General features: G+C 60.8%; 25 protein-coding genes and 3 tRNA genes. 22 read left to right on the top strand and 6 right to left on the bottom strand.

Annotated features, from left to right (window positions below; genetic code table 11):
* Positions 1 to 140: 140 nt before the first annotated feature.
* The 4 genes from ACOH1Z_RS06150 to ACOH1Z_RS06135 form a co-directional block, all read right to left on the bottom strand.
* Positions 141 to 365 carry a hypothetical protein gene (locus ACOH1Z_RS06150; protein WP_449647560.1) on the bottom strand — a complete coding sequence of 75 codons (225 nt, stop codon included), beginning with the start codon at positions 363 to 365 and terminating at the stop codon, positions 141 to 143.
* 403 nt (positions 366 to 768) lie between these two features.
* Positions 769 to 841: transfer RNA gene (locus ACOH1Z_RS06145), tRNA-Phe, on the bottom strand.
* 79 nt (positions 842 to 920) lie between these two features.
* Positions 921 to 994: transfer RNA gene (locus tag ACOH1Z_RS06140), tRNA-Asp, on the bottom strand.
* A 25-nt stretch (positions 995 to 1,019) separates the two neighbouring features.
* Positions 1,020 to 1,095, bottom strand: a tRNA-Glu gene (locus ACOH1Z_RS06135).
* 258 nt (positions 1,096 to 1,353) lie between these two features.
* On the opposite strand from ACOH1Z_RS06135, the gene ACOH1Z_RS06130 reads away from it, so the two are divergent.
* Complete coding sequence (locus tag ACOH1Z_RS06130; protein WP_449647559.1) at positions 1,354 to 2,640, top strand: M23 family metallopeptidase; 1,287 nt, start codon at positions 1,354 to 1,356, stop codon at positions 2,638 to 2,640.
* Positions 2,641 to 2,791: 151 nt separating this feature from the next.
* Here ACOH1Z_RS06130 and ACOH1Z_RS06125 read toward each other — a convergent pair whose 3' ends face one another.
* Entirely contained in the window at positions 2,792 to 3,283 is a 492-nt protein-coding gene (locus ACOH1Z_RS06125; RefSeq protein WP_449647558.1) for an inorganic diphosphatase, read from the bottom strand.
* A gap of 48 nt (positions 3,284 to 3,331) precedes the next feature.
* Between ACOH1Z_RS06125 and tilS the strand changes: the two genes are divergently transcribed.
* From tilS to ACOH1Z_RS06045, 16 genes are all read left to right on the top strand, one after another.
* Positions 3,332 to 4,402, top strand: coding sequence for a tRNA lysidine(34) synthetase TilS (gene tilS / locus ACOH1Z_RS06120; RefSeq protein ID WP_449647557.1), 1,071 nt, complete (start codon positions 3,332 to 3,334; stop codon positions 4,400 to 4,402).
* Entirely contained in the window at positions 4,392 to 4,943 is a 552-nt protein-coding gene (gene hpt / locus ACOH1Z_RS06115) for a hypoxanthine phosphoribosyltransferase (RefSeq protein WP_449647556.1), read from the top strand. The genes tilS and hpt overlap by 11 nt, the downstream gene beginning before the upstream one ends.
* Before the next feature lie 10 nt (positions 4,944 to 4,953).
* Positions 4,954 to 6,387, top strand: coding sequence for a serine hydrolase domain-containing protein (locus ACOH1Z_RS06110; RefSeq protein ID WP_449647555.1), 1,434 nt, complete (start codon positions 4,954 to 4,956; stop codon positions 6,385 to 6,387).
* Positions 6,388 to 6,558: 171 nt separating this feature from the next.
* Positions 6,559 to 8,559 (top strand): ATP-dependent zinc metalloprotease FtsH, encoded by a 2,001-nt coding sequence (gene ftsH, locus ACOH1Z_RS06105; protein WP_449647554.1) that lies wholly within the window; start codon positions 6,559 to 6,561, stop codon positions 8,557 to 8,559.
* A gap of 7 nt (positions 8,560 to 8,566) precedes the next feature.
* Positions 8,567 to 9,151: a GTP cyclohydrolase I FolE gene (gene folE / locus ACOH1Z_RS06100; RefSeq protein ID WP_449647553.1), complete on the top strand. Its 585-nt coding sequence runs from the start codon at positions 8,567 to 8,569 to the stop codon at positions 9,149 to 9,151.
* A 10-nt stretch (positions 9,152 to 9,161) separates the two neighbouring features.
* A complete protein-coding gene (folP, locus tag ACOH1Z_RS06095; RefSeq protein ID WP_449647552.1) occupies positions 9,162 to 9,968 on the top strand; it encodes a dihydropteroate synthase in 807 nt (268 codons plus the stop codon).
* Positions 9,968 to 10,387 carry a dihydroneopterin aldolase gene (gene folB / locus ACOH1Z_RS06090; protein WP_449647551.1) on the top strand — a complete coding sequence of 140 codons (420 nt, stop codon included), beginning with the start codon at positions 9,968 to 9,970 and terminating at the stop codon, positions 10,385 to 10,387. Before folP ends, folB begins: the two co-directional genes overlap by 1 nt.
* Positions 10,384 to 10,914 (top strand): 2-amino-4-hydroxy-6-hydroxymethyldihydropteridine diphosphokinase, encoded by a 531-nt coding sequence (gene folK / locus ACOH1Z_RS06085; RefSeq protein WP_449647550.1) that lies wholly within the window; start codon positions 10,384 to 10,386, stop codon positions 10,912 to 10,914. The genes folB and folK overlap by 4 nt, the downstream gene beginning before the upstream one ends.
* Positions 10,908 to 11,396, top strand: coding sequence for a DUF3180 domain-containing protein (locus tag ACOH1Z_RS06080; protein ID WP_449647549.1), 489 nt, complete (start codon positions 10,908 to 10,910; stop codon positions 11,394 to 11,396). The genes folK and ACOH1Z_RS06080 overlap by 7 nt, the downstream gene beginning before the upstream one ends.
* Positions 11,393 to 11,878 carry a PH domain-containing protein gene (locus tag ACOH1Z_RS06075; protein ID WP_449647548.1) on the top strand — a complete coding sequence of 162 codons (486 nt, stop codon included), beginning with the start codon at positions 11,393 to 11,395 and terminating at the stop codon, positions 11,876 to 11,878. The genes ACOH1Z_RS06080 and ACOH1Z_RS06075 overlap by 4 nt, the downstream gene beginning before the upstream one ends.
* On the top strand, positions 11,875 to 13,551 hold the full coding sequence (locus tag ACOH1Z_RS06070) for a PH domain-containing protein (RefSeq protein ID WP_449647547.1): 1,677 nt from the start codon (positions 11,875 to 11,877) through the stop codon (positions 13,549 to 13,551). The genes ACOH1Z_RS06075 and ACOH1Z_RS06070 overlap by 4 nt, the downstream gene beginning before the upstream one ends.
* A complete protein-coding gene (locus ACOH1Z_RS06065) occupies positions 13,551 to 14,300 on the top strand; it encodes a DUF2520 domain-containing protein (RefSeq protein ID WP_449647546.1) in 750 nt (249 codons plus the stop codon). The genes ACOH1Z_RS06070 and ACOH1Z_RS06065 overlap by 1 nt, the downstream gene beginning before the upstream one ends.
* Positions 14,297 to 15,160 (top strand): pantoate--beta-alanine ligase, encoded by an 864-nt coding sequence (gene panC, locus ACOH1Z_RS06060; protein WP_449647545.1) that lies wholly within the window; start codon positions 14,297 to 14,299, stop codon positions 15,158 to 15,160. Before ACOH1Z_RS06065 ends, panC begins: the two co-directional genes overlap by 4 nt.
* Positions 15,161 to 15,218: 58 nt before the next feature.
* Positions 15,219 to 16,718 carry a lysine--tRNA ligase gene (lysS, locus tag ACOH1Z_RS06055; RefSeq protein ID WP_449647544.1) on the top strand — a complete coding sequence of 500 codons (1,500 nt, stop codon included), beginning with the start codon at positions 15,219 to 15,221 and terminating at the stop codon, positions 16,716 to 16,718.
* Positions 16,719 to 16,723: 5 nt separating this feature from the next.
* Positions 16,724 to 16,864 carry a hypothetical protein gene (locus ACOH1Z_RS06050; protein WP_449647543.1) on the top strand — a complete coding sequence of 47 codons (141 nt, stop codon included), beginning with the start codon at positions 16,724 to 16,726 and terminating at the stop codon, positions 16,862 to 16,864.
* Between the two features lie 98 nt (positions 16,865 to 16,962).
* The gene (locus tag ACOH1Z_RS06045; protein WP_449647542.1) at positions 16,963 to 17,151 is read left to right on the top strand and encodes a hypothetical protein; all 189 of its coding nucleotides are present in this window, start codon (positions 16,963 to 16,965) and stop codon (positions 17,149 to 17,151) included.
* 53 nt (positions 17,152 to 17,204) lie between these two features.
* Here ACOH1Z_RS06045 and ACOH1Z_RS06040 read toward each other — a convergent pair whose 3' ends face one another.
* Positions 17,205 to 18,227, bottom strand: a complete 1,023-nt coding sequence (locus ACOH1Z_RS06040; protein ID WP_449647541.1) for a LacI family DNA-binding transcriptional regulator — start codon at positions 18,225 to 18,227, stop codon at positions 17,205 to 17,207.
* A gap of 234 nt (positions 18,228 to 18,461) precedes the next feature.
* Here ACOH1Z_RS06040 and ACOH1Z_RS06035 point away from each other — a divergent pair, with 234 nt between their 5' ends.
* The 5 genes from ACOH1Z_RS06035 to ACOH1Z_RS06015 all read left to right on the top strand — a co-directional run bounded on the left by ACOH1Z_RS06035 (position 18,462) and on the right by ACOH1Z_RS06015 (position 25,875).
* Positions 18,462 to 20,501, top strand: coding sequence for a beta-galactosidase (locus ACOH1Z_RS06035; RefSeq protein WP_449647540.1), 2,040 nt, complete (start codon positions 18,462 to 18,464; stop codon positions 20,499 to 20,501).
* Positions 20,498 to 21,430, top strand: a complete 933-nt coding sequence (locus ACOH1Z_RS06030) for a carbohydrate ABC transporter permease (protein ID WP_449647539.1) — start codon at positions 20,498 to 20,500, stop codon at positions 21,428 to 21,430. Before ACOH1Z_RS06035 ends, ACOH1Z_RS06030 begins: the two co-directional genes overlap by 4 nt.
* Positions 21,430 to 22,308, top strand: coding sequence for a carbohydrate ABC transporter permease (locus ACOH1Z_RS06025; RefSeq protein WP_449647538.1), 879 nt, complete (start codon positions 21,430 to 21,432; stop codon positions 22,306 to 22,308). The genes ACOH1Z_RS06030 and ACOH1Z_RS06025 overlap by 1 nt, the downstream gene beginning before the upstream one ends.
* 74 nt (positions 22,309 to 22,382) lie before the next feature.
* Positions 22,383 to 23,714: an ABC transporter substrate-binding protein gene (locus tag ACOH1Z_RS06020; protein WP_449647537.1), complete on the top strand. Its 1,332-nt coding sequence runs from the start codon at positions 22,383 to 22,385 to the stop codon at positions 23,712 to 23,714.
* Positions 23,698 to 25,875, top strand: coding sequence for an alpha-galactosidase (locus tag ACOH1Z_RS06015; RefSeq protein ID WP_449647536.1), 2,178 nt, complete (start codon positions 23,698 to 23,700; stop codon positions 25,873 to 25,875). Before ACOH1Z_RS06020 ends, ACOH1Z_RS06015 begins: the two co-directional genes overlap by 17 nt.
* Positions 25,876 to 25,878: the final 3 nt, after the last annotated feature.

Genomic DNA, 25,878 nt, shown 5'->3' with positions numbered 1-25,878 from the left:
GCTCGCGCACCTTCGGAAACTCAGGAAAAACGTTCCCCGGGGCGATTCGACCCCCGCTAGTCGACGATTCGAGGCGCCCGTACGCTCGCATCTCCTGAATTTCCATCGAAAGACACGCTTGGCCTGGAGGCCAATTCGAGCTAGTGCTGCGCTCTGTCTTGGGAAGAGATCTGATCGGTTGCCGTTGCTGCCGGTGCCGACACTGAGTCACTTAGGAGTCGCTCGTAACCCCCATGCTGCGCTACTGCCGTCTCAATGATCGCCCCAGCGTCTGTGCCGGGTATCGCGCCGGCGATAAGGGCGAGATCGTTCACCGAAGTGGGCGCATTGCCCGACAGCTTTTTCTGAAGGGTAACCGGCGACATGCCCGCGAGTCCTGAGAGAAAAGCCTGGTTGATCTTTGACCCGTCCGGTGCTCTGGCGCCTTGGAAAGCACCCGTGAGCAGGTCGCCGACCTTGGGGCGGGACGGCGTGATTGCAGACGGTTTGGCCGTCCTGTCCTGCGGCAGGGAGCAAGGATAGCGGGCTGTCACCTCTGGAAATTCAGGAAAAGCCAATCAGATAGCGGCGTGATCCCAACTATTTGGCGGGTCAGGGCGCAGGGAGCGCTCGAATCTCCTGAGTTTCCGAAGGCGTGCTGCCTGTAACTGCTTAAGCGCGAGAGCGCGAGAGCGCGAGAGCGCCGAGAGGAGGACGCGAGCCGGAAGCAGGCCCCGGAAAGGGCAAAAAAATGACCCTCGCCCAGTAGAAGCCCGGGAAAGGGTCAAGTGGCTCCGACGGGCGTCGATCCCGTGACCTCACGATTTTCAGTCGTGCGCTCTACCAACTGAGCTACAGAGCCGTAAGAGTTTCCTCTTACTCGCAAGGGCTTCCCCCTACTACACAAAAAGCCCCTCCTTTCGAAGAGGCATTCTGTTTTGCGACCCTGACCGGACTTGAACCGGCGACCTCCGCCGTGACAGGGCGGCGCGCTAACCAACTGCGCTACAGGGCCTAGCTATTTAATTCTGTGTTTTGTCTGGTGACCCCAACGGGATTCGAACCCGTGCTGCCGCCGTGAAAGGGCGGTGTCCTAGGCCACTAAACGATGGGGCCGAGAAGTCACAGAACTTCTTAGCTACCGAGGGAAAAGCATACGGTGACTTTCGTGATTTACCAAACTGAGAAGCAAGCTATTTGATATCTCGCGAAAACCGCGTTTTTCCAACAGGCTTAAATGTACTCGACTCTGAGGTCAACAAATACTACATTCATGGAAAGGTTGAGACTTTTGAGCCGCCTGTTGTTAGTGTGGTCAATGTTATTGCTGTGACTAATGGCCATTAGTCCGCGCACAACATGTTGAGGGGAACAATGAACGCCACGCATGCGAGTCGGGGGACCGCAGCACAGCTCACGCTGCGCGCACTAGTTTTTCGAGTAGTCGGTTTCACTGCCGTTCTCAGTCTTGTACTCGGAGGCGCGCTCTATGGCGACCCCAGCAAGGCCACGGCAGCTACTGACTACCCAACATGGAGTGACGTCACCGACGCCCGCAACAACGAGGCTGCAACCAAGAAGGTCGTTGCCCGCATCAAGGCTGCGCTCGTTCAGCTGGAGTCACAAGCCGTCGCCGCCCAGAAAGATGCCGAAGAAAAGGGCAACATCTGGCAAGAGGCCGACACCAAGTACCAGGCCAAGGCAGCCCAAACAGAAGCTTTGCAACAGCAGGCGGATGCCGCAAGCACTGAAGCTGATGAAGCTGAGAAGCGAATCGGTGAGCTTGCCGCGCGGCTCGTGCGTGCCGGTGGTGGCGACGTAACCACCAACCTGCTCACGAATTCGCAGGATGCGGACGCACTGCTCTACAACTTAGGCATGTCGTCGAAAATTTCGCAGCAGACATCCGCTCTCTTTGATCGTGCCGTTCAGGCGCGAAACACGGCGCAGTCCCTGAGTGATGCGGCTGAGGTTGCGCGCACTGAGCTTGAAGTGCTGAAGATCGCTGCTGAGAAGGCTTTCGCTGAGGCCCAGGAGGCCGCTCTGGCCGCCGCGGCCGCTCTCGCTGAGCAGCAGGAGCGCAAGATCGAGTTTGACGCTCAGCTCGCCGCCCTGACTTCCGCGCGTCAAGCGACCGAAGCTAGTTACTTGGCTGGTGTGCGTGTGCGTGAAGCCGCACGTGCCGCGGCGCAGGCAGCAGCAGAGGCTGCAGCGCAAGTTCCGAACATCGATGCGGGCGAGATCAGCCTCAGCGGGTGGGTTCGCCCGGCCGGTGGCTACATCACTTCCACGTATGGCTATAGCGCAAACTATGGTTCCAGCTTCCACAAGGGCGTTGACCTCGGTGCCGGTTGTGGCGCCCCGATCTACTCGGCATCGAGTGGAACCGTCGTCTATGCGGGCTACGGCTGGAACGGTGGCTACGGAAACTACATCATCATCGAACACGCCAACGGATTGCGCACCGCCTACGGTCACATCGTCGCAGGCGGCATCCTCGTCTCCTACGGCCAAAATGTGGCAGTCGGTACGAAGATCGCCAAGGTGGGTTCCACCGGAAACTCCACCGGATGCCACCTCCACTTCGAGGTTCGCCCCGGCGGCTGGAACACTACAGATCCGGTCTCGTTCATGTCTGGTCAGGGCATCCGCCTCGGCTAACCTCAGCACGGTTCGGGCCCGCCCGCTTCACCGTTAAACGCCAATGGCGGATGCTCGAGAGCATCCGCCATTGAACGTTAACGGGCCGCGCACGCTCAGCGCTCGCGACCCGATGTGCCGCCGAAGCAGCGGTGAAACCGGGTTTCGAAACCTAGTGGCCTTCGGCCTTGAGCTTCTCGAAGCCGGCGAGAACGATCGCGTCAGCTTCTGCTGCGTCGCCCCAACCGTCGATCTTGACCCACTTGCCGGGCTCGAGGTCTTTGTAGTGCTCGAAGAAGTGCTCGATCTCTTTGCGCGTGAACTCTGGAACATCGCCCAGGTCCTGAATGTGCGACCAGCGCGGGTCTTTCGCCTGAACGCAGATGACCTTGGAGTCGATGCCGCCGTCGTCGCTCATGTTGAGCACGGCAACGGGGCGAACCGAGATGCCGACACCGGGGAACGTGGGAGCGTCGAGCAGAATCAGAGCATCTACGGGGTCACCGTCGAGGCCGAGAGTGTTCTCGAAGAAGCCGTAGTCGGTGGGGTAGGCGAAGGTGGTGAAGAGGTAGCGGTCGAGATAAACACGACCAGTTTCGTGGTCTACTTCGTACTTGTTCCGGCTTCCGCGCGGAATCTCAACGACAACGTCGTATGCGGCCATGTAGCTGCTCCTAAGAAAAATGTGGGGTTGCTGCAATAACGTTACTGGATGCACTCCGAACGTCGTCCCCGGCTTACCCCCGCAATTGCTGATGTTCGTCGTGCCGTGCGCACTGCGCTTGCCGCGCTGCCCGAACTGAAAGTTCTGCCGCGCAACAGTTCTGCGGTTGTCAGCGCCCCGGTTTCGCCCGGATCTCTGCCGCTCGTACTTGTTGCACTGAGTGGTGGCCCTGACTCGCTTGCGCTTGCGGCGGCGACGGCCTTCGAGGCGTCCAAGGCTGGCGTGCGAGCCGGTGCCGTGATCGTGAATCACAACCTTCAAGAAGGGTCAGCGGATGTCGCAGCCGCCGCCGCCCAGCAGGCACGCGACCTCGGGCTTGACCCCGTCGACATCCGCTCGGTTCTCGTCGGTGACGCCGGAGGCCCAGAGTCTGCCGCCCGTGACGCGCGCTACGCGGCGCTCGCCGATGCCGCCGCCGAGCATGGTGCGATCCGCGTGCTGCTCGGCCACACCCTCGACGATCAGGCCGAAACGGTGCTGCTCGGTCTCGCCCGCGGCAGTGGTGCCGGCAGCCTCAAAGGAATGGCCAGCGACACCGGTCAGTACTTGCGCCCGCTGCTGGCCGTGCCGCGAACCATGACCGTTCAGTTCTGCACAGATTCCGAAATTGTGGCGTGGAATGACCCGCACAACCTCGATACGTCCTACACGCGAGTGAGGGTTCGGCAGACAATATTGCCGCTGCTCGAAAGCGAACTGGGGCCCGGCATCCGCGAAGCATTGGCGCGAACGGCTGACCAGGCTCGTGAAGATGCGCAAGCTCTCGATCACTTTGCGGAAGAAATGGCCGAAGATTTGGCCGACATTTCGGAGGCCGGAATCTCACTACCTGTGCGCGCTCTCGCCGCGAATCCGGCTGCGCTCCGCCAGCGTTTAATTAGGTTGGCGGTCGCGAGCGAGTTCCATGTCTCGCTGAGTCGCACCCACACGCTGGAGATCGCGCGCCTCGTCACCGACTGGAGAGGGCAGGGACCGATAGACGTTCCCGGCGTTAGGGTTGAACGACGAGAGAACCTTCTCCACTTTTCGGCCCACAGTGAGGAACGCGATGCAGTTTAGCGATGTCGAAGGAGACCTCAGCGAGGTCCTTCTGACCCAGGAAGAGATCCACGAGAAGATCGCCGTGATGGCGCGTCAGATCGAGGAAGACTATGCGGGCGAAAAGCTGTTGCTTGTCGGTGTGCTGCGCGGCGCTGTCATGGTGATGGCTGACCTCGCGCGTGAACTCAGCCTGCCGCTCGAAATGGACTGGATGGCCGTCTCCTCGTATGGCGCCGGCACCCAGTCCTCGGGTGTCGTTCGTATTCTCAAAGACCTCGACAGCGACCTTGAGGGCCGCAAGGTGCTCATCGTTGAAGACATCATCGACTCGGGTCTTACCCTCTCGTGGTTGCTTGGCAACCTCCGCAGCCGTGGCGCTGCCTCGGTGGAGATCTGCACGCTGCTGCGTAAGCCGGATGCCGCCAAGGTTGAAGTAGATGTGCGTTACGTCGGTTTCGACATCCCCAACGCGTTCGTTGTGGGTTATGGACTCGACTATGCCGAGAAGTATCGCAACCTGCGCGGCGTTGCAGTGCTCGCACCCCACGTCTACGCGTAGGGCTCGCTGAATGAGGGCGAAGGCAGCAATCGATCAGGCGACCGACGAAATTGTTGGTCTGTTTGAGAATCGGGTGACCGAGCAGAAGGCTCCGGGATCGTTTTTTGCGGTCTTTGGTCCGGATGGCATCGTGTTGGAGGGCGGCTACGGCGAGAAGGTTCTCGGCGAGGACGCTGCTCCCGATCGTGACACGGTGTTCCGCATCGCGTCGTGCACTAAGAGCTTCACGTGCACGCTGCTGCTCATGTTGCGCGACCGCGGCCAGCTGAATCTGGATGCGCCGATCACTGATTTCGTTCCGGCCTTCACCGCGCTCGAGCCCGCAGCTGCTCCTGTCACTCCGAGCGTGCGTCAGCTCATGACGATGTCGGCGGGGTTCCCGACCGATAACCCGGTTGGCGACCGCCTGGAGGAGATGACGCGGGCCGAACTCGACGAGTTCATGGCGGCGGGCATCCGCTATTCGAGCACGCCAGGCACCCGCTTTGAGTACTCGAATCTCGGCTACGCCCTGCTCGGTGAAGTGATCGCCGAGATCACGGGTCGTTCATACATCGAGGCTGTCGCTGCCGAAATTCTCGAACCGCTTGGCCTCACCTCGACCCGCTTCGAAGAAGATCCGGATGCCGATGTCGCCCTCGGCTACCGGCTCGCGAATGGGCAGTGGCAAGTTCAGCCGTTCACCGGGCCCGGAGTCTTTTCTTCTATGGGTGGTTTGTTTTCTAACGCCACTGACCTTGTGCGTTGGTCGCTGTGGCTCGCTGGCGCCCTCGATCCAGAGGACATCTCAGCCGGACCCTTGTCTGCCGCCAGCCGCCGCGAACTTCAGCAGATTCAGCGTGCGGTGCCGGGCAACATGTCGAAGGTTGCCGAGTTCTCGGAGCCGACAGCTCACGGCTATGGCTACGGTCTGTTTATCGATGAGGGCACGACGAAGATCATTTCGCACTCTGGCGGCTACCCGGGTGCGAGCGCTCACATGCGTTGGCACGCGCCGACGGGGCTTGGCATTGTTGCGTTCGAGAATGGCACCTTTGCGGCATCCTCGATTCCGGCAACTCAGGCACTCCAGGCTGCACTGAATGCGTATGGCGAACTGAACACGCCAGCTCCGGCATGGCCGGAGACACTCGCGGCGCGCGACATTTTCGATCGCCTCGTGCGTGACGGTCGCACGTCGACTGCTGACCAGCTCGCCGCGGTGAATCTTGCCCTCGATGTTCCGTGGGAAGAGCGCATCGCCGGTATCGCTAAAGCCATTGCCGACGTTGGTCCGCTCACCGGGGCGCCGCTGAAGGAAGTGCCGCGCGAACTCAGCGACACTCCCGCGGTAACCAACTGGACCATCGACGGCGAACGAGGCCGAATCAAGTGCCACATTCTGATGGGCCCCGAGCTGCCGCCGCTCGTTCAAACCTTCACCGTGACCACTGAAAGCCACTGAGACTCACAGAGTCGGCGCTCGCGGCATCCACCGCTCGCTGGTTTTGCCTTCGCCGAACCTCGCAACGCATTACGCCGAGGGAAAACACGCAGTCGTCTTGCAGCGCAGTAACGGTAACCTTGCAGCACGTTTCTTCAGAGAGAGGTACTGGGTCTCACGGCCCGGAACATCATGGATTTTAAGCGCATTTTTCGCGGCCCGGTTCCGTACATCATCATCGGCATCGCCGCAGTCTCCATCGCAGCGAGCTTGCTGCTTGGTGAGGGCTACAAAGAGGTAACCACTCAAGAGGGCCTCAGCTTGCTCGAAGGTTCGACGGTCACGTCTGCCACGATCATTGACGGCGAACAACGCGTTGATCTTGAACTCTCGAAGGCCGCTGGCGACAACGGAACCAAGGTGCAGTTCTACTATGTAGCGCCCCGTGGCACCGAGATCGTTTCAGCCGTTAATGGCGCAGACGTCAAGAAGTTCAACGACCAGGTTCCGCAAGAAAACTTCTTCATGTCGTTCTTGTCGATCATGCTGCCATTCCTCATCATCGGCATCATCTTCTTCTTCATTTTCAGCCGCATGCAGGGCGGCGGCGGCAAGGTCATGCAGTTCGGCAAGTCGAAGGCGAAGCTTGTCGGTAAAGACACTCCACAGACCACCTTTGCGGATGTCGCTGGTGCTGACGAAGCGATCGAAGAGCTTGAAGAGATCAAAGATTTCTTGAAAGAGCCAGCCAAGTTCTTGGCTGTTGGTGCCCGCATCCCGAAGGGCGTACTGCTGTACGGCCCTCCCGGAACCGGTAAGACCCTGTTGGCCAAGGCCACCGCGGGCGAAGCTGGCGTGCCCTTCTACACGATCTCTGGTTCTGACTTCGTAGAAATGTTTGTGGGCGTCGGTGCAAGCCGCGTTCGCGACCTCTTCGATCAGGCCAAGCAGAACTCTCCAGCCATCATCTTCATCGATGAGATTGATGCTGTTGGTCGTCACCGTGGCGCCGGCATCGGTGGTGGTAACGACGAGCGCGAGCAGACCCTCAACCAACTGTTGGTTGAAATGGACGGCTTCGATGTGAAGACCAACGTCATTCTGATCGCTGCCACCAACCGCCCTGACGTTCTCGACCCCGCGCTCCTTCGCCCTGGTCGTTTCGACCGTCAGATTGGGGTGGATGCTCCTGACATGCAGGGCCGCAAGCAGATTCTTGAGGTGCACGGCAAGGGCAAGCCCATGGCGGAAGGCGTCGACCTTGAGGTTCTTGCTCGCAAGACTCCCGGATTCACCGGTGCTGACCTCGCAAACGTGCTCAACGAAGCGGCACTGCTGACGGCTCGCTCCAATGCACAGCTCATCGACAACCGCGCCCTCGACGAGGCCGTAGACCGTGTGATGGCCGGACCGCAGCGTCGTTCGCGCCTCATGAACGACAAAGAGAAGCTCATCACGGCGTACCACGAAGGTGGACACGCAGTGGCGGCAGCATCGATGCGCAACACCGACCCCGTGACGAAGATCACGATCCTCCCTCGCGGTCGGGCGCTCGGCTACACGATGGTGATGCCGCTCGAAGACAAGTACTCGGTCACGCGCAACGAATTGCTCGATCAACTCGCCTACGCGATGGGCGGCCGCGTTGCCGAAGAAATTGTCTTCCACGACCCGACCACCGGGGCATCCAATGACATTGAAAAAGCAACCTCGATTGCTCGTCGAATGGTCACCGAATATGGCATGAGTGCCAGAATCGGCTCCGTGAAGTTGGGCACCGGATCGAGCGAACCCTTCATGGGTCGCGACATGGGCGCTACGCGTGAATATTCCGATGAGCTTGCCAAGATTATTGATGAGGAAGTGCGCGTGCTCATTGATCAAGCGCACGATGAGGCTTGGCAGATGCTCAATGAAAACCGCAAGGTGCTCGACAAGCTCGCTCGGGAACTCCTCGAAAAAGAAACTCTCGACCATGTAGAACTCGAGAAGATCTTCAAGGGCATCGCGAAGCTTCCCGAGCGCCCACAGTGGCTCTCGAGCGACGCCCGCCCCGTCTCTCAACTGCCTCCCATCAAGGTGCCCAAGAAGCGCGCCGAGACCGCCGAAGCAGCAGAGGGCGACGACAGCACACCGTCACAGCCGGCACGCAAGCCACGGCCACGCAAGTCGCCGGGCGTCGCGACCGCCTAGGCGCACAATGTCAATCGACGTCGCACGCATCGAAGCTGCGGTAGCCGAAATTCTTGCTGCCGTCGGCGAGGACCCCTCGCGAGCTGGCCTTACCGCCACGCCTCGCCGGGTCGCCGAGGCGTACTCCGAGTTCTTCGCCGGCAACAAGGTCAACGCTGTCGATCATCTGGCTGGCAGCATTGAGTTCACGGCCAATGCTGACCAAACCGGTGAGCTTGTGGTGCTGCGAGACCTCGAGTTCCGGTCAATGTGCGAGCACCATTTGCTGCCGTTTCTCGGTGTAGCTCACATTGCCTACGTGCCCGATGAGCGAATCATCGGCCTCGGCAATCTGGCCCGCGTCGTGGAGACCATTTCGGCTCGCGCTCAACTTCAAGAGCGACTCACCGAAGAAATCGCTGACGCCATTGACGAAGGGCTATCGCCGCGCGGTGTTCTCGTCGTCATCGATGCCGCCCACGGTTGTGTTTCTGCCCGCGGATCACGCCAAACCGCCAGTACAACGGTCACCCTCGCCTCACGTGGAGTGCTGAGCGACCCGATCGAACGGGCAGAAGTAATGGCGCTCATCGGCCGAGGCGGCGATGCGTAGAAGGCCCCAAGTGCCCGTTCCTCGGGTAATGGGCATTCTCAATGTGACCCCAGACTCGTTTAGCGACGGCGGGCAGTTCGAACACGTTGATCGTGCCATAGAGCACGGCATAGAGCTTCGCGAGCAGGGTGCAGACATCGTGGATGTCGGCGGAGAATCGACACGACCTGGCGCTGATCGGGTGCCGCCAGCCCAAGAGCAACAGCGGGTAATTCCCGTGATCAAAGCGCTCGTGGCTGAAGGCGTGACGGTGAGCATTGACACCATGAACGCCGAAACTGCGATGGCCGCAGCGAAGGCGGGAGCATCCATCATCAACGACGTTTCTGGTGGACTTGCCGACCCCGAAATGTATCGCACCGTTGCCGCGACCGATCTGCTCTACATCGCCATGCATTGGCGGGGCCACAGCACCGAAATGGCGAACCTTGCGCACTACGACGATGTCGTCACCGATGTGCGCACCGAGCTCAAGGACCGTCTTGCCGAGATGATGGTGTGGGGCGTAAACCCCGACCGCGTAGTGCTCGATCCCGGGCTTGGCTTTGCGAAAACCGCGCGCCACAATTGGCAACTGCTGGCCAGACTCGATGAACTCTCGTCGCTCTGCTACCCACTACTGATTGGAGCATCGCGCAAACGATTTCTCGGCAAACTTCTCCCGAAAGACGCCACCATTAGCGATCGCGACCTCGCGACCGCAGTGATCAGTTCGGCAGCGGCGCAAGCTAACGCTTGGGGCGTTCGGGTGCACGATGTACCGTCAACACAGGTCGCACTCGCTGTCTATACGGCGATGCAGAAGGGCAAAAAATAATGAACCCCGCACTGGACGAAATCACCCTCACTGGGCTGCGCGCCACCGCCTTCCACGGCGTCTTTGACCATGAACGTCGCACCGGCCAGGTCTTTATTGTGGATGCGACGGTGTACCTAGACCTGTCGGTCGCTGCACGAACCGATGCCCTGAGCAAGACCATCCACTATGGCGAGCTGGCGGAGCAAATTGTCTCTGCCGTCGAAACCAACCCCGTCGATCTCATCGAGACGGTAGCGGAACGTGTTGCCACCATTGTGCTTGCCCACGATGCAGCGGTGAGTACCAAGATCACCATCCACAAGCCTTCAGCGCCAATCACCGTGCCATTCGATGATGTTTCGGTCACCATCACTCGGCACCGCGCAGCTCAAGCACACACCGCCGGCTTCAGCGCAGAGCCGCAACAACTCTCGTGATTCGGCAGCAACGACTTCGAGTCGAGTTGCCCCTCGTACTTGCCCTCGGCAGCAACTTGGGCAACCGCGAGTCGACTCTGCGCGATGCCGTTCATGCCATCTCTCGCATCGACGGCGTCTCAGTGGATGCCGCATCCAGCGTCGTGCAAACCCCGGCGCTGAAGGTAGCCGGCGTCGACCACTCGGCACCGCCGTACCTCAACGCTGTCGTGTTGGCGCGAAGCGCGCTGGAGCCCCATGCCTTGCTCGAACAGTTGCAGCGCATCGAAACCGAGCATGGTCGCGTGCGCGATGAGCGTTGGGGTGACCGCACTCTCGATATCGACATCGTGACGTTCGCCCACTTGCTGATCGACGACGAAGTGCTGACAATTCCGCATCCGCGCGCTGCGGAGCGCGCGTTTGTGCTTGTGCCGTGGCTGCAACTCGACCCCGAGGCCGCGCTGCCGGGTCTCGGTCGCGCTTCAGAGTTGCTCGCGGGGATTGAGAATGACGCGACAGAGTTTGAGGCGGAGCCGCTGTGGTGAGCCGCACTTCGCCACTGCATTTGATCATGCTGGCGGCGGTAGGAGCTGCTGCCGGATGGTTGCTTGAGGTGCTGTTGACGGCATCCGGTCGCCCGATTGTCATCCCATCACTCTCGCTGGCGATTTCCGTTGTTGTCATCGCCGTTGTTGTCGTCGTGCTCGCTGTTCCCATCTACCGTTCCTCTCGCGGATTGCGCCGCCAGCGGGTGAATCCCTTTTATGCTCTGCGCGTGGTGGTGTTGGCCAAGGCGTCGAGTTTCTCGGGCGCACTGCTCGGAGGTGGTGCTGTGGCGATTGCGGTGTACCTGCTGAGCCGCACAGTCTCGACGGGCGCGAGCTCTATTACCGTAAGTTTTGTCGTTTCTGGCGCCGCGATAGGGTTACTGATCGCGGGACTCGTTGCCGAACATTTGTGCACGCTCCCGCCCGATGACGAAGACTCGTCGTCGAAGAATCCGATGGATCCCCAAGGAGCAGCGTGACCGAGCGACTGGACCTACCTGACACTGAGTGGCGCGGAGTTTCGCGAAAGTACATCGTTGTTGAAGTTGTCGGACTCATCATTTTTGGGCTCATAGTGTCAGCAGCAACCTCGATCCCCACCTTTGTGACGGGCATCCAATGGTTTGCCGCGATCCCCATTTCGCTTGGCGTTATCTTCCTCATCAACATCCTTCTTACGCCACGACGCGTGCGCGCCATCGGCTACATGCTGCGTGATGATGACCTCGTATTTCGGCGCGGCTTGATGTTCAGACGTGTCGTTGCGGTTCCCTACGGCCGCATGCAGCTCGTTGATATCAACCGCGGCCCACTCGATCGCGCTGTTGGTTTGAGCGAACTCAAGTTTGTGACCGCTGCGGCATCCACCGGTGTTGTTATTCCTGGATTGCCCGAGCAGGACGCCGAGGAGTTGAGAGACACACTCGTTGCGCTGGCCGAGAGCCGCAGGGCCGGACTGTGACCGAGCTCAGCGACGACGAGTTTTCGGCCGACGCAGTGCCCAATGCCGGTCCCTACACCGGTCCCAAGGCACCTAGCGACGCAGTGCCTGCCTCAGGGCCCGTCGCGCAATTGCCGGTCGAAGTGCAGCGTCTCGCCGATGGTGAGTGGCACCGACTTCACCCGGCCACCCCGCTACTTCGCGGTGGCATTGCCCTCATTGCCGTCATTGGTGTGATCGTTGTCAACGCTCGCGATTTCTTCATTGACACCCTTTTCAACAGTCGCAATGAGTTCGACCCGTTCACCCGACTCGCCGATTCTGGTTTCTTGGTTCCGGCAGTGCTTATTGTTCTTGCCGTTCTCGTTCTCGCTGTGCTCGGGTTCTATTTGTCGTGGCGGATGAATACCTTCCGCATCACCGATGAGCTTGTTGAGGTGCGCAGCGGCATCCTGTTCCGCACGAACCGTCGAGGTCGGCTCGACCGTATTCAGGGCATCAATATTTCGCGCCCACTCTTTGCGCGCCTCTTCGGAGCGGCAAAGCTCGAAGTGAATGTTGCCGGTCAAGATGCGAATGTTGAGCTCGCCTACTTGAGTTCCCGTGGGGCCGATGACTTGCGCCGCGCCATCCTGCAACTTGCTTCAGGAACGCGTGCTGCCGAAGCTGCTGCTGCCCCTACAGCAGCGGGTGAGAACGCCAGCCACGGCGAGCATCGTGGTCTCATCGAGAAGCGTGTCAATGAGTTCATTGCCCCAGAACTTGACCCGGATGCCGCACCACCCGAGTCGATCGTGCGCATTCGGCTGCCGCGACTTATCGGTTCCGTTGTGCTGAGTGAAGCGACGATTATTGCGGTTCTTGTGGCGATCGGCATCATCGTGATGATCTCGATCACGGGGGAATACCTGTGGCTAATTGCGTTCCTTCCCGGTGTGCTTGGACTTGCCGGCTATCTGTTCTCTCGGATTACGAAGTCATTGCGGTATTCGATCGCATCGACGAGTGACGGCATCCGGGTCGGCTACGGTCTGCTGTCGACCACCAACGAAACCCTGCCGCCGGGGCGCATTCACGCTGTTGAGGTTTCGCAGCCGATCCTGTGGCGCCCGGCCGGGTGGTGGGAGATCAAGATCAATACGGCCTCGCAAGCGTCTAGTTCGAGCGGGGAAGTGGCAAAAACCACACTTCTGCCCGTTGGCGATATGGCTGATGTTCACCGCGTACTGCAGCTTGTGTTGCCGAGCCTCGCGGATGATGCGTCTCGCGAACTTCTTGAAGCGGGGCTTGCCGCTGGTGCCCACGACGATGCCTACGTCACCTCGCCCAAGCGGGCAGCGGTGTTGCGCTGGTTCTCGTGGCGTCGCAACGGCTTCACCATGATCTCGGATGCCGTAGCCCTGCGTAAGGGAGCAATCTGGCGTTCACTTGTGCTGGTTCCTCAAGCGCGTATGCAGAGCGTCAGCATGAGTGAGGGCCCACTGCTGCGCCGGATGGGGCTCGCAGAATTGCGCGTGCACACTGTCGCCGGACCCATCACGGCCACCATCGGTGCACTCGATCGCGCGGATGTCATCGAGTTCTTCGATGAAGTTTCCCGTGCGGCAGTGAACGCAGCCAATGTTGATACGAGCCATCGCTGGCGCAGCAATGACGGTATGGTCAGCGCACCCGCGTCTGGAGAAGAGAGCTAGTGGCTAAGGCAGCAGGTCGACTCGGTATCGGCATCATCGGTGCGGGTAAAGTCGGCCCGATCCTCGGCGCTGCCCTCGCGGGTGCTGGCCACGCCATCGTCGGAATTGCGGCGACCTCCGAACGTAACCTCGAACGCGCGAGCGCGATCTTGCCTGACGTTCCCGTGCTCGACATCCCCACTCTCGTCGAAAGAAGTGAGCTCGTCATCTTGGCGATTCCTGAGACGGAAATCGAACCATTTTCGCGGGGCCTTGCTGCTGCTGGAGTCTGGCAGCCAGGGCAACTTGTGCTGCATACGGCACCGGGGCTTGGCTACGGCGCGCTGTCGGCGGCATTGGCTGCCGGCGCAATTCCGTTGGCCGTGCATCCCGCAATGGTATTCACGGGAACCAGCCTTGACCTCACCCGCCTCCACGAAACGTATTGCGCCGTGAGTGCGCCAACCCCGGTGCTGCCGATTGCTCAGGCGCTCGTTGTTGAGATGGGCGCTGAGCCCATTGTCATTGCCGAAAGCGAGCGTGCAGCGTGGGCTGAAGCGGTCAGCACGGCAACAAGTTTTTCGGCAGCGATTGTGGGGCAGTCCCTCGATTTGTTGAAGGACGTTGGTGTGGAGAATCCCGCCCGCGTGCTCGGCCCGCTGTTGCGGTCATCAGTCGAAAGTGCGCTTGCCGGTGCAACTGCGACTACGATCGACCTTTCCTCGTTCGACCCCGATTCGAGGCCCCATTCACAGGAGGATCCCTCGTGAGCTCACACCCCCGCCCCCAAGTTATTGAGACCGTCGCCGGTATGCGCGATGTTGTCGCGCACGAACGTGCGGCTGGCCACACGATCGCGTTGACCCCGACTTTGGGTGCGCTTCATGCCGGTCATGTTGCTCATGTAGAGCGCGCGGCAGAGCTTGCGGATGTTCGGATTGTGTCGATTTTCGTAAACCCGACGCAGTTCGGTGCCAGCGAAGACCTCGACAAATATCCGCGCACCATGGATGAAGATCTCGACATCCTGGGCGAGCTTGGCGTGCCCTACGTCTTCGCGCCCAGTGTTGAGGAGATGTACCCGAAGGGGCCGACCTCCACGACGATTTCCGCAGGCCAGATCGGCACCATGTTCGAGGGCAAAACGCGCCCCGGCCATTTCGATGGCGTGCTTACCGTGGTAGCAAAGTTGCTCGCGATCACCGCACCGCAGTTTGCGACCTTCGGCCAGAAGGATGCCCAACAGCTGTTTCTGGTTCGCCGCATGATCACCGACCTCAACATCCCGGTTCGTCTCGAAATCATTGAGACTGTTCGTGAAGAAGATGGCCTTGCGCTGTCGAGCCGCAACCAGTTCTTGGATGCCAGCCAGCGTGAGGCAGCAACGATCCTGTCGACCGCGCTGAAGGCTGCGACCTCGGCCGCCGATAGCGGCCTTGATGCTGTCATCGCTGCAGCGCAGGGTGCACTCATGGGGGAGTCGCGGGCTGAGCTCGATTACTTCACGGTCGTCGACACTGAGACGTTCATGCCGGTGCCCGATGGCTTCCGCGGTCCAGCAACCGCAATCGTTGCGGCCCGCGTTGGTGACACTCGACTGATCGACAACTCAAGCCTCTACGTCGGCTAGTTTTCCGGCGGAGTTCGGGGCGCGGCGCCGCAGCCGCATCCCCGCTACGATTGAGGGCGTGAATGACGCCGCAAACGCTCCTGACCCTACCGAAGCCGAAGTTTCTGAACAGAAAGCTGTTCGGCTTGAGAAGCGTCAGCGACTCATCGATTCTGGGGCAGAGGCCTACCCCGTAGGTGTCGCAATCACCACAAGCATTCCCGCAGTGCGCGCAAAGTACCCCGACCTTGAAACGGATGCGACCACCGGTGACATTGTTGGTCTTGCTGGGCGCATTGTGCACCTGCGCAATACCGGCAAGCTGTGCTTCGCCTCGTTGCAGGCCGGCGATGGCCAGCGAATCCAGGTCATGGTCTCTCTCGGAGAAATTGGCGAAGAGTCGCTCGCGCAGTGGAAAGACCTTGTCGACCTCGGTGATCACCTCTTCGTCAACGGCGAGGTCATCTCCAGCCGTCGCGGTGAGTTGTCCGTCATGGTCAAGGAATGGAAGATCGCCGCCAAGGCCGTGCTTCCCCTGCCCAACCTTCACTCCGAGTTGAGCGACGAACAGCGCGTTCGTAGCCGCTACCTCGACCTCATTGTTCGCGACCAAGCCCGCTTCACGGTGCGCGCTCGTGCCAAGGTCAACGCGAGCCTGCGCGCAACATTCGCCGCGCACGACTACCTCGAAGTCGAAACGCCGATGCTGCAGACGATGCACGGTGGAGCATCCGCTCGCCCCTTCGTCACGCACTCCAACGCGTTCGACACCGAGCTGTACCTGCGCATCGCTCCCGAACTGTTCTTGAAGCGTGCCGTCGTTGGTGGCATCGAGCGCGCCTTCGAGATCAACCGCAACTTCCGCAACGAGGGTGCTGACTCCACGCACTCGCCCGAGTTCGCGATGGTCGAGGCCTACCAGGCCTACGGCGACTACAACCAGATGGCAGACCTCACGCAGGAGCTCGTTCAGAACTCCGCCCTTGCGGTCACCGGCTCGACACTCGTCACGCTCTCCGATGGCACCGAGTACGACCTCGGCGGCGAGTGGGCGCGCATCTCGATGTACGACTCCCTCAACGAAGCAGCCGGCCTCAGTGTCACGCCACAGACTCCCGCTGACGAACTGAAGGTGCTGGCGGATGCCGTCGGCATCGCGGTCACCCAGCCCACCCACGGCAAGTACATTGAAGAGCTGTGGGAGCACTACGTGAAGCCGGGCCTCGACCGCCCGACCTTCGTCATGGACTTCCCCGTCGACACGAGCCCGCTCGTGCGCGACCACCGCACCATCAAAGGTGTCGTCGAGAAGTGGGACCTCTACGTTCGTGGCTTCGAATTGGCGACCGGCTATTCCGAGCTCGTTGACCCCGTTATTCAGCGCGAACGTTTCGTGGAACAGGCACTCCTTGCCAGCCAGGGTGATGTTGAAGCCATGCGCCTCGACGAAGATTTCATTCGCGCGCTCGAGCACGGTATGCCGCCGACCGGTGGAATCGGTGTCGGCGTCGACCGCCTGCTGATGGCTATTACCGGCCTCGGCATCCGCGAAACCATCCTGTTCCCGTTGGTGAAGTAGCAGCGATGACTGATTCTGAGAAGCCTGAGAAGCCTGAGAAGTCGACGATCACACCGATGCGCATTGCGCTGTGGGTGCTGGTTGGTGGCGTCGGTATCTTTATGGTGGTCACAGGAATCGTCGGCGTTCTTGTGAAAGCGCAGTAGTGGACCGCAAATCCTCCCGCCTCATCATGACTGTGACTCTGGTGGGACTTGTGATCCTCATCGCCATCGTCACCTTCGTCAACGGTTAGGCTGAACAGGTGCCTCAAGAATTCTGGTCGAACGCGATCTTCTCCGTCATTCCGACGCTTGCCGTTGGCGGAATCTTTTGGATCGTCATGGCAGCGATCCTTCGTTCCGACCGCACAGAACGAAACAGCTACGCCAAGATCGAAGCAGAAGAGCGTGCCAAGGCCGCCGCTCGCGTCGACGCGTCGCCCCTGTCCTGAGCTTATGTAGCTTGACCCCGCTTGAGTCGAACGGTGTGTAGGCCGGGCCGCTCTTAGATCGAGCCGCGCAACTTGATTTCGGTTGGCAAGATACGCCCAACAGTTTCTGGTGTCACGCCATTGACGAGGTCGAGCACCATTGAGGCAGCCTCGCGGCCGAGGAGGTCGGCTGGCTGACGCACTGTCGACAATTGCGGCTGGCAGCGCATGGCCCAATCGCTGTCGTCAAAGCCCACGATCCCGACGTCGCCGGGCACCGTGCGGCCACTCTCGCGAAGCACATCCATTGCGCCAGCAGCGACGGCATCGGATGCCGCGAAGACACCATCAATGTCACCAGCGCGCTCAAGAAGAGCCTTCATTCCCTCAACGCCACTCGTGCGCGAGTAGAGCGGGAAGTCGACAACCAAACTTTCGTCGAAAGCGTCACCCATGGCATCCCGAAAGCCAGCGAGGCGTTCGCTGCCGGAGTCACGGTCGAGGGCGGCGGCGATCATGCCGACCCGCTTGCGGCCCGTTGCTAAGAGTTCTCGAGTGATATCTCGAGCTGCGCTGCGGTTGTCGATGCCGACGTAGTTCATGTCGGGGGCACTTTCGGGGTGGCCGACGAACACGGCGGGGAGGCCGATGTGCGCGATGGCATCGGCGATGGGATCGTGTTCGCGAGCGGAGACGATGACGGCGCCGTCAACGAAGCCGCCTCGAAGGTAGTCGGCGATGCGGGTGCTGTCGCGGTCGGAGCCGATTATGAGGCACACGAGTTGATAGTCCGCTTCGGAGAGTCGTTCGTTGGTGCCGAGCAGAATTGCACCGATGTTGGGGTCTTCGAGGAAGACGGAGTGGGGCTCGTGCACGATGAGCGCAATGGCTTTGGATCGTTGTGTTGCCAGGTTTCGTGCGGCCATGTTGCGCACATAACCAACTTTGGCGATGGCTTTCTCGATTGCTTCGCGAGCAGAATCTGAAACGTAGGGTTCCCCGTTGAGCATGCGGGAGACGGTGCCGCGTGAAACGTTCGCTTCCGCTGCGACATCGAAGATTGTCGCGCGACGCGGTCGGGTACCCAGTCTTGCCATGCCTCCATGCTAGCGCTCACTGGCGCCGGCGCTCGCCCGCCATTCCGGGGCTGTTCACGTTCACAGACACGCCGAAAGCTTGACACTTGGATCCGTCCTCGCTTAGTCTGTGCACGCTCCCAGAAAATCATCGAGATTTTTAGGGGTCGCGTTCTGTGCACGTTCACAGAGAGCGTCCGCAGTAAAAAAGACCCGCTGCACAAGCAGTCGAGTCAGAGGCCAAAGGAGGCACGAGTGACCACACCCCGCGCAGATCGCGTCGCGAGCTGGTCACCCGATTCCCTAGTGCTCGGTTGTGACTACAACCCCGAGCAGTGGTCAGAAGAAATCTGGCATCAGGACATCGCCCTCATGCAGGAGGCTGGGGTCACCCTCGTAGCGATCAACATCTTCGGCTGGGCCGAGATTGAGCCGCGACAGGGACAGTACAGTTTCGGTCGCCTCGACACAATCATGGATCTGCTGCACTCTGCCGGCATCCGCGTCAATTTGGGCACAGGAACCTCATCGCCTCCCGCGTGGCTCACCACCGCTCATCCCGATATTTTGCCCACCGCAGCCGACGGCACGCGACGCTGGCCGGGTGGCCGGCAAGGCTGGTGCCCCAGCTCACCCGAGTTTCGAACAGCAGCTCTCGGTCTCGTGGCCAAGGTGGCTGAACGGTATAGCTCGCACCCCGCACTCGCCCTCTGGCACGTTTCTAATGAACTCGGATGCCACAACGCCTACTGCTACTGCGATACTTCCGCGGCCGCGTTCCGCGAATGGCTTCAGGCCCGCTACTCAACGATTGAGGCGCTCAACGTCGCGTGGGGCACCGCATTTTGGAGCCAGCGCTACAGCGAGTGGCAACAGGTTCTGCCCCCGCGAGCAACACTCTCCTCCGCAAACCCAGCCCAACGAGTCGACTTTGCTCGCTTCAGTTCGGATGAACTGCTCGACTACTACCGGGGTGAAGCAGCGCTGCTCCGATCGGTCAGCACGATTCCCGTCACCACAAACTTTATGGTCACCGCTCACATCCGCAGCCAAAACTACTGGCAGTGGGCGAGCGACATGGATGTCATCGCTAACGACCACTACCTGGATCACCGACTGCCGCATCCGGTAAGTGAACTGTCGTTTGCAGCCGACCTCACTCGCGGACTCGCGCAGGGTGAGCCCTGGATTCTCATGGAGCAGGCCAGCAGCGCAGTGAGCTGGCAGCCCCACAACCTCGCCAAACAGCCGGGCGAGATGTTGCGCAATACGTTGACTCATGTTGCCAGGGGTGCAGACACTGTCTGTTTCTTCCAGTGGCGTGCGTCACGACACGGTGCCGAGAAATTTCACTCGGCGCTTTTTCCTCACGCCGGCACTGACACTTCGATTTGGCGTGAGACCCTCGACCTGGGTGCGAAACTCCACGCGCTCGAGTCTCTCGCGGGCACTCGGGTCGAGGCATCAGTCGCACTTGTTTTCAGTTGGGAAGCGTGGTGGGCCGCCGAAGGCGACTCGCAGCCCTCACAAGATGTGCGCTACCTCGATCAAGTGCACGCCGCCTACGAAGCGCTGCGCGCCAACGGAGTCACCGTTGATGTTGTCGCTCCCGGAGCTCCGCTTGACGGCTACAAACTTGTTGTTGTTCCTGCCCTGTATCTCGTCGACGACACCAGTGTCGACGTCATTACGGGATTCGTGGAGGCCGGTGGCGTGGCTGTCGTCACGTTCTTCTCTGGCATCGTTGATGAGACTGACGGCGTCCGACTCGATCCAACCGGCGAGACCCCTCCCGGTGCGTTCCCCGCCCTCATCGGTGCGTGGACCGAACAGTTCTTTCCCGTCACGCCCCACACCGAGCTTGTGCTCAACGACGGCGGCCGTGCGGCAACCTGGGCCGAACATGTGCGCCCAACCACAGCGGATGTCGTAGCCGAGTTTGCCAGCGGCCCGGTGCCCGGTGGGCCGGCCATCACTCGCAACAGCTTCGGCGCGGGAACTGCCTGGTATGTGGCTACCGCGCTCGACGAGCCCAGTTTTGCTGACCTGATGGGCCGCGCTCTCAACGAGGCTGGAGTCGAGCAGCTTGATCTTCCTGCCGGAGTCGAAGTGGTCACGCGATCGAACGATACGGATCGTTTCCGCTTTGTGATTAACCACAGCGCTCACGAGATCTCTTTCCCCGCCGACGGCACAGAATTGTTGACGGAAACTATGGTCACAGGTTCGGTGACCGTTCCCGCTGGTGGCGTTCGCGTCATCCGCCTGACTGTCGAAGAAGGAGCAACGCGATGACTACAGACATTGCCACGCCCGCACCATCAAAGAGGGCGGTGACGAAAAAGGTTCGCCGCGCCACCAAAGCCACGAAGAACCGTGGAGCGGTGCTGTTCTTTATCGCCCCGTTCTCGGTGCTGTTTGCCCTGTTCTACATCTTGCCGATCCTGGTTGCGATCTATCAGTCGCTGCTGACGGTTGAACGCGAAGGCACGTTCGGAAAGCCCACGGAGGTGTTTGGTGGCTTCGTGCAGTACGCCCGAGTGTTCCAGGATGACGCTTTCTGGTCATCCATTCTTCGAGTGCTCACCTTCGGTGTCGTGCAGGTGCCGATCATGCTCGGCCTCGCGTTGCTGCTCGCACTGCTGCTGGACTCCCCACTCGTCAGGGGCAAGCGCTTCTTCCGCCTCGCGTTCTTCGCACCGTATGCCGTTCCCGGTGTTATCGCGGCGGTCATGTGGGGCTTCCTTTACTCGCCCAAGCTGTCGCCGTTCACTGCGATCACGAGCGAAATCAACTTCCTCGGCGCCGACCTCGTGCTGTGGGCCATCGCTAACGTCGTGACGTGGGTGTTCGTGGGCTACAACATGATCATCATCTACTCGGCATTGCTCGCGATCCCCAGCGAAATCTATGAGGCCGCTCGCCTCGACGGAGCTTCTCAGGCGCGCATCGCCTGGTCGATCAAAATCCCGCTAATCACCCCGGCGATTACGCTCACCGCCATCTTCTCCATCATCGGAACACTGCAACTGCTCGCTGAACCTCAAGTGTTCAAGAGCTTCACCTCGGCCGTGACCAGCACCTTCACCCCCAACTTGCTTATCTACTCGACAGCATCGGTGCCGAATGTGAACCTCGCTGCCGCTTTCTCGGTCGTGCTCGCGCTCTTCACTTTCGCGCTCTCGTTCACCGTGCTCAAGTTCACCCAGCGAAAGGCTGACTGATGAGTACCACGACAACTTCCGTGAAGAAGCACAACGGTCCTCGCGAAAGCCTCTTCTCCCGCGCGGGCGCCATGCTCGTGATGGCCATCTGCACCTTCTATTTCTTGGTGCCGATCTGGTGGCTCTTTGTGGCCGCAACGAAAGACCGCGCTGACTTCACAACGAGCGCACCGCTCTGGTTCGCTGACTTCAACCTCATCGAGAACATCGGCAACTTGGCGGCCTACCGCGACGGCGTCTTCTTCCGCTGGATGCTCAACAGCGTGCTTTACGCCGGCGCGGGTGCTGCCATCGCAACACTCTTTGCAACGATGATGGGCTACGCGCTGGCGAAGTACAGCTTCCGTGGCCGCGAAACGCTCTTCAACGTTGTGCTCGGTGGCGTGCTGGTTCCCGCAACAGCCCTAGCGCTTCCGCTGTTCTTGGTCTTCAGCCAGGTCGGCGCAACCAACACGTTCTGGTCGGTGTTCCTGCCCAGCATCGTGAGCCCGTTCGGTGTTTACCTCGCTCGCATCTATGCGACCTCGAGCGTGCCGGATGAGCTTGTTGAAGCAGCCCGTATTGACGGCTCGGGCGAGGTCCGCACCTTCTTCACGGTTGCCACTCGACTGATGACGCCAGCAATGGTCACGATCTTCCTCTTCCAGTTCGTCACCATCTGGAACAACTTCTTCCTCCCGCTCATCATGCTGCGGGACGAGAAACTGTTCCCCGTCACGCTTGGCCTCTACATCTGGAATAGCCAAGTCAGCCAGATCCCCGAAATTCGGGCGTACGTGATCATCGGTGCACTGCTGTCGATCATCCCGCTCATCATCGCTTTCCTCAGTCTGCAGCGCTTCTGGCGCAGCGGACTAGGAACGGGCGCAATCAAGTAGTCGCCCTCTCGACCACTCGGCTTACCCCGAGGGAAACCCCGCACCACAATCACAATCACAAGGAAGGTAATCGCATGGCTAATCGCATAGCTCGCGCTGGAGGAGCATTGGTGCTCGTCTCCGCGCTCGCACTCTCAGCATGCTCAACCGGAGCAGGCACAGACGGCGGCACTGACGCCGCCGCGTGCGCCCCATCAGATGGACCCGTAACTCTGAGCTTCACCACTTGGTTGCCCGGCATGGAAGACGCCGTCGCTATCTGGAACGAGAAGAACCCCGACATCCAGGTTGAAGTTCAGACCGGACCAAACGGTAACGGCGGAACGTACAACAACTTCTTCAACCAGATTGAAGCAGGCAACGCTCCTGACCTCGGCCAGATCGAGTACGACGCACTGCCCAACTTCCGCGTGCAAGACGGCGTCGTCAACATCGCCGACTGTGCCGGAGTGCTGGATGCTCAAGACCAGTTCATCGACTGGACCTGGAGCCAGGTCACTTTCGGTGAAGAGAACGCTGTGTACGCAGTGCCGCAGGACACCGGCCCCGAGGGCCTGTTCTACCGCGCTGACCTGTTCAAGAACGCCGGAATTGCGATCCCGACCACCTGGGCAGAGTTCGAAGAGGCAGCCAAGGCTGTTCGCGCAGAGGGTGGCTACATCACCAACTTCTCGCAGAGCGACATCAACGCGTTCGCTGGTCTCGTCTGGCAGGCTGATGGCCAGTGGTTCGAGAACGACGGTGAAGCGTGGAATGTAACCCTCGACTCGCCCGAATCGATCAAGGTTGCCGAGTACTGGCAGAACCTGATCGACCAGGACCTCGTTGCTGTTCTCCCGCCGTGGACCGATGAGTGGAACAACGGCTACAACTCGGGCGACGTCTGGAGCTGGGTTTCCGCAGTCTGGGGAGCAAACACCATCACGAGTGGCGCTCCTGACACCGCAGGCAACTGGGCTGTAACTCAGATGCCGCAGTGGAACGAAGGCGAATCAGCTGCCGGCAACTGGGGCGGATCGAGCACAGCAGTTCTCAAGGGAAGTGAGCACCCCTACGAGGCTGCACAGTTCGCACTCTGGTTGAACACTGACCCTGAGGCACTGTCGAGCATGAACAAGACGGCAAACATCTACCCGGCAACGAAGACTGGTGGCGACCTGCCCGCATTCTCCGAAGGCCTGGACTTCTACGGCGGACAGAACATTTATGACGTGTTCGCTGCTGCCGGCGCCGAGGTCAACCCCAACTTCACGTGGGGCCCGACCATGACGCAGACCTACACGGATGTTGCTGACGGATTCTCCGCCGCAATCTCCGGTTCGGGCACCCTCTCGGAGGCCCTGACCAACGGTCAGCAGAAGACAATCGACGCCATGAAGGCTGCCGCGATTGCCGTCAACGAATAACACGAACGACATCGTTCACCTCCGTGCCGCGGGCACCAGCTTCGTGCTGGATGCTCGCGGCACGGGCGTGCCGTCGATCACGCACTGGGGTGCAGACCTCGGAGAACTTGACTCTGCCCAACTCGCAGCTCTCGCTGATTCACGCGAACGTGCCGTTGGGCCGAGTTCCATCGACGAACCCTTCCGGTTGAGCATCGTTCCCGTGCTCGCCGAAGGCTGGACCGGGTTGCCGGGGCTTGAAGGTCGCCACGACCAGCGGGCGGATGCCAGCCGTGCGCGAGTGCGTCGGCCTGCGCTGCGGACCGAGAGCATCGAGCATCCGGAGTCTGGGCGAATCACGGTCACGCTCGTTGACTCGAGCGATGTCGAGGCGGATGCTGTGGCCCTGCGTTTGACGATCACCTTTGAGTTGGCTGCCTCCGGAGTGCTGCGCAGCCGCTCGCACCTCACCAACATCGCCACCGAGACTTTCGAGCTCTCGTCGTTGGCCGCCATTCTTCCGCTCGCGCCCGTTGCGCGTGAGCGACTCGACTTCAGCGGAATCTGGGCGGCCGAACGCCAACCTCAGCGCTCCGCCATTGACTACGGAACCTGGTTGCGTGAGTCGCGTCACGGTCGCCGTGGTCACGACGACTCCTACCTCACGGTGACGGGCACACCCGGTTTCGGCTTTCGCCACGGCGAGGTCTGGGCGATGCACCTCGGCACGAGTGGCGACGCGAGCGTGTGGATTGACCGCACAGCGCTCGGCGTTACGACCGTGGGCGCCGCTGAGCTTCTTGCCCCCGGCGAAGTGCGGCTGGCAACCGGCGAAACCTACGAGTCACCGTGGGCCTACGCGGCCTGGTCGGATGCGGGACTCGACGGACTGAGCGACCGGTTCCACGAGTGGTTCCGTGCCCTGCCCGCGCACCCATCGTCACCGCGACCGCTCACCCTCAACACGTGGGAAGCCGTCTACTTTGACCACAACCTTGAGCAGTTGGCGGCGCTCGCCGATGCTGCTGCCGACGTTGGTGTTGAACGCTTCGTTCTCGATGATGGCTGGATGACCAACCGCACCGACGACAAGCGTGCCCTCGGCGACTGGACGGTGGACGCCACGGCATGGCCCGAGGGTCTCGCTCCACTCGTTGATCGGGTGACAGCCAGCGGGATGCAGTTTGGCCTCTGGGTCGAGCCCGAAATGGTGTCTCTCGACTCGGATCTTGCGCGCGAGCATCCAGAGTGGATCCTTCGCGACGACGACCGCCCGCTGCCGAAGTCGTGGCGCAACCAGTTCGTGCTCGACCTCGACAACCCTGCCGCCTTCGCCCACGTGCGCGACGCTATCAGCGCCCTTCTCGATGAGTATGCAATCAGCTACCTGAAGTGGGACATGAATCGCGACCTGCTCGGCGGCTCGGTGCACCGTCATGTTGCCGCGACCTATCGCCTGATGGACGATCTGCGCGAGCGGTACCCGCACGTCGAAATCGAGTCGTGCGCCTCGGGGGGTGCCCGGGTGGATGCCGGAGTGCTCGAGCGCGTGCAGCGCGTCTGGCCATCCGATACCAACGATGCGCACGACCGTTTCTCGATCATGCGCTGGACCAATCTGCTTGTGCCGTTCGAATACCTAGGCTCACACGTCGGCTCTTCGCCAGCGCACACCTCGGGGCGTTCGCTGTCTCTCGGCTTCCGTCTCGCGACCGCCCTCATGGGGCATTCGGGAATCGAGTGGGACCTCACCGCCACAACCGCTAAAGAGCGGGATGCCCTCCGAGTGTGGGCAGGCGCCTATCGTTCGCTACGCGATCTCATCCACTCGGGCCGGGTCGTTCGCGGTGAACTCGCAGTGGCCGAACCCGTTGTGACGGGCATCCTCGCGGAAGATGCCGCCGGTCACGTGACCGAAGCTGTTTATTGGATTACGTGCCTCACGACGCCCGCGGATGCCGTCCCGACCGCCCAGCGTCTGCCCGGTCTCGAAGCGCACCGCAGCTACCGCGTCAGTGCCGTTGATGTTGGCGCGGCGGCGGCAACCTACCCCGGTACCGTACCAGCGTGGTGGCCCGATGGCGAAGTCGTTCTGTCGGGTGCGGCACTCGCATCGGTGGGCCTCCCGCTGCCGATTCTGCACCCCGACGAAGCACTCGTCCTTCGAGTGACCGCGGTCTAATCG

This window comes from Rhodoglobus sp., assembly GCF_053580035.1.
This window is presented reverse-complemented; position numbering and strand designations above follow the sequence as displayed.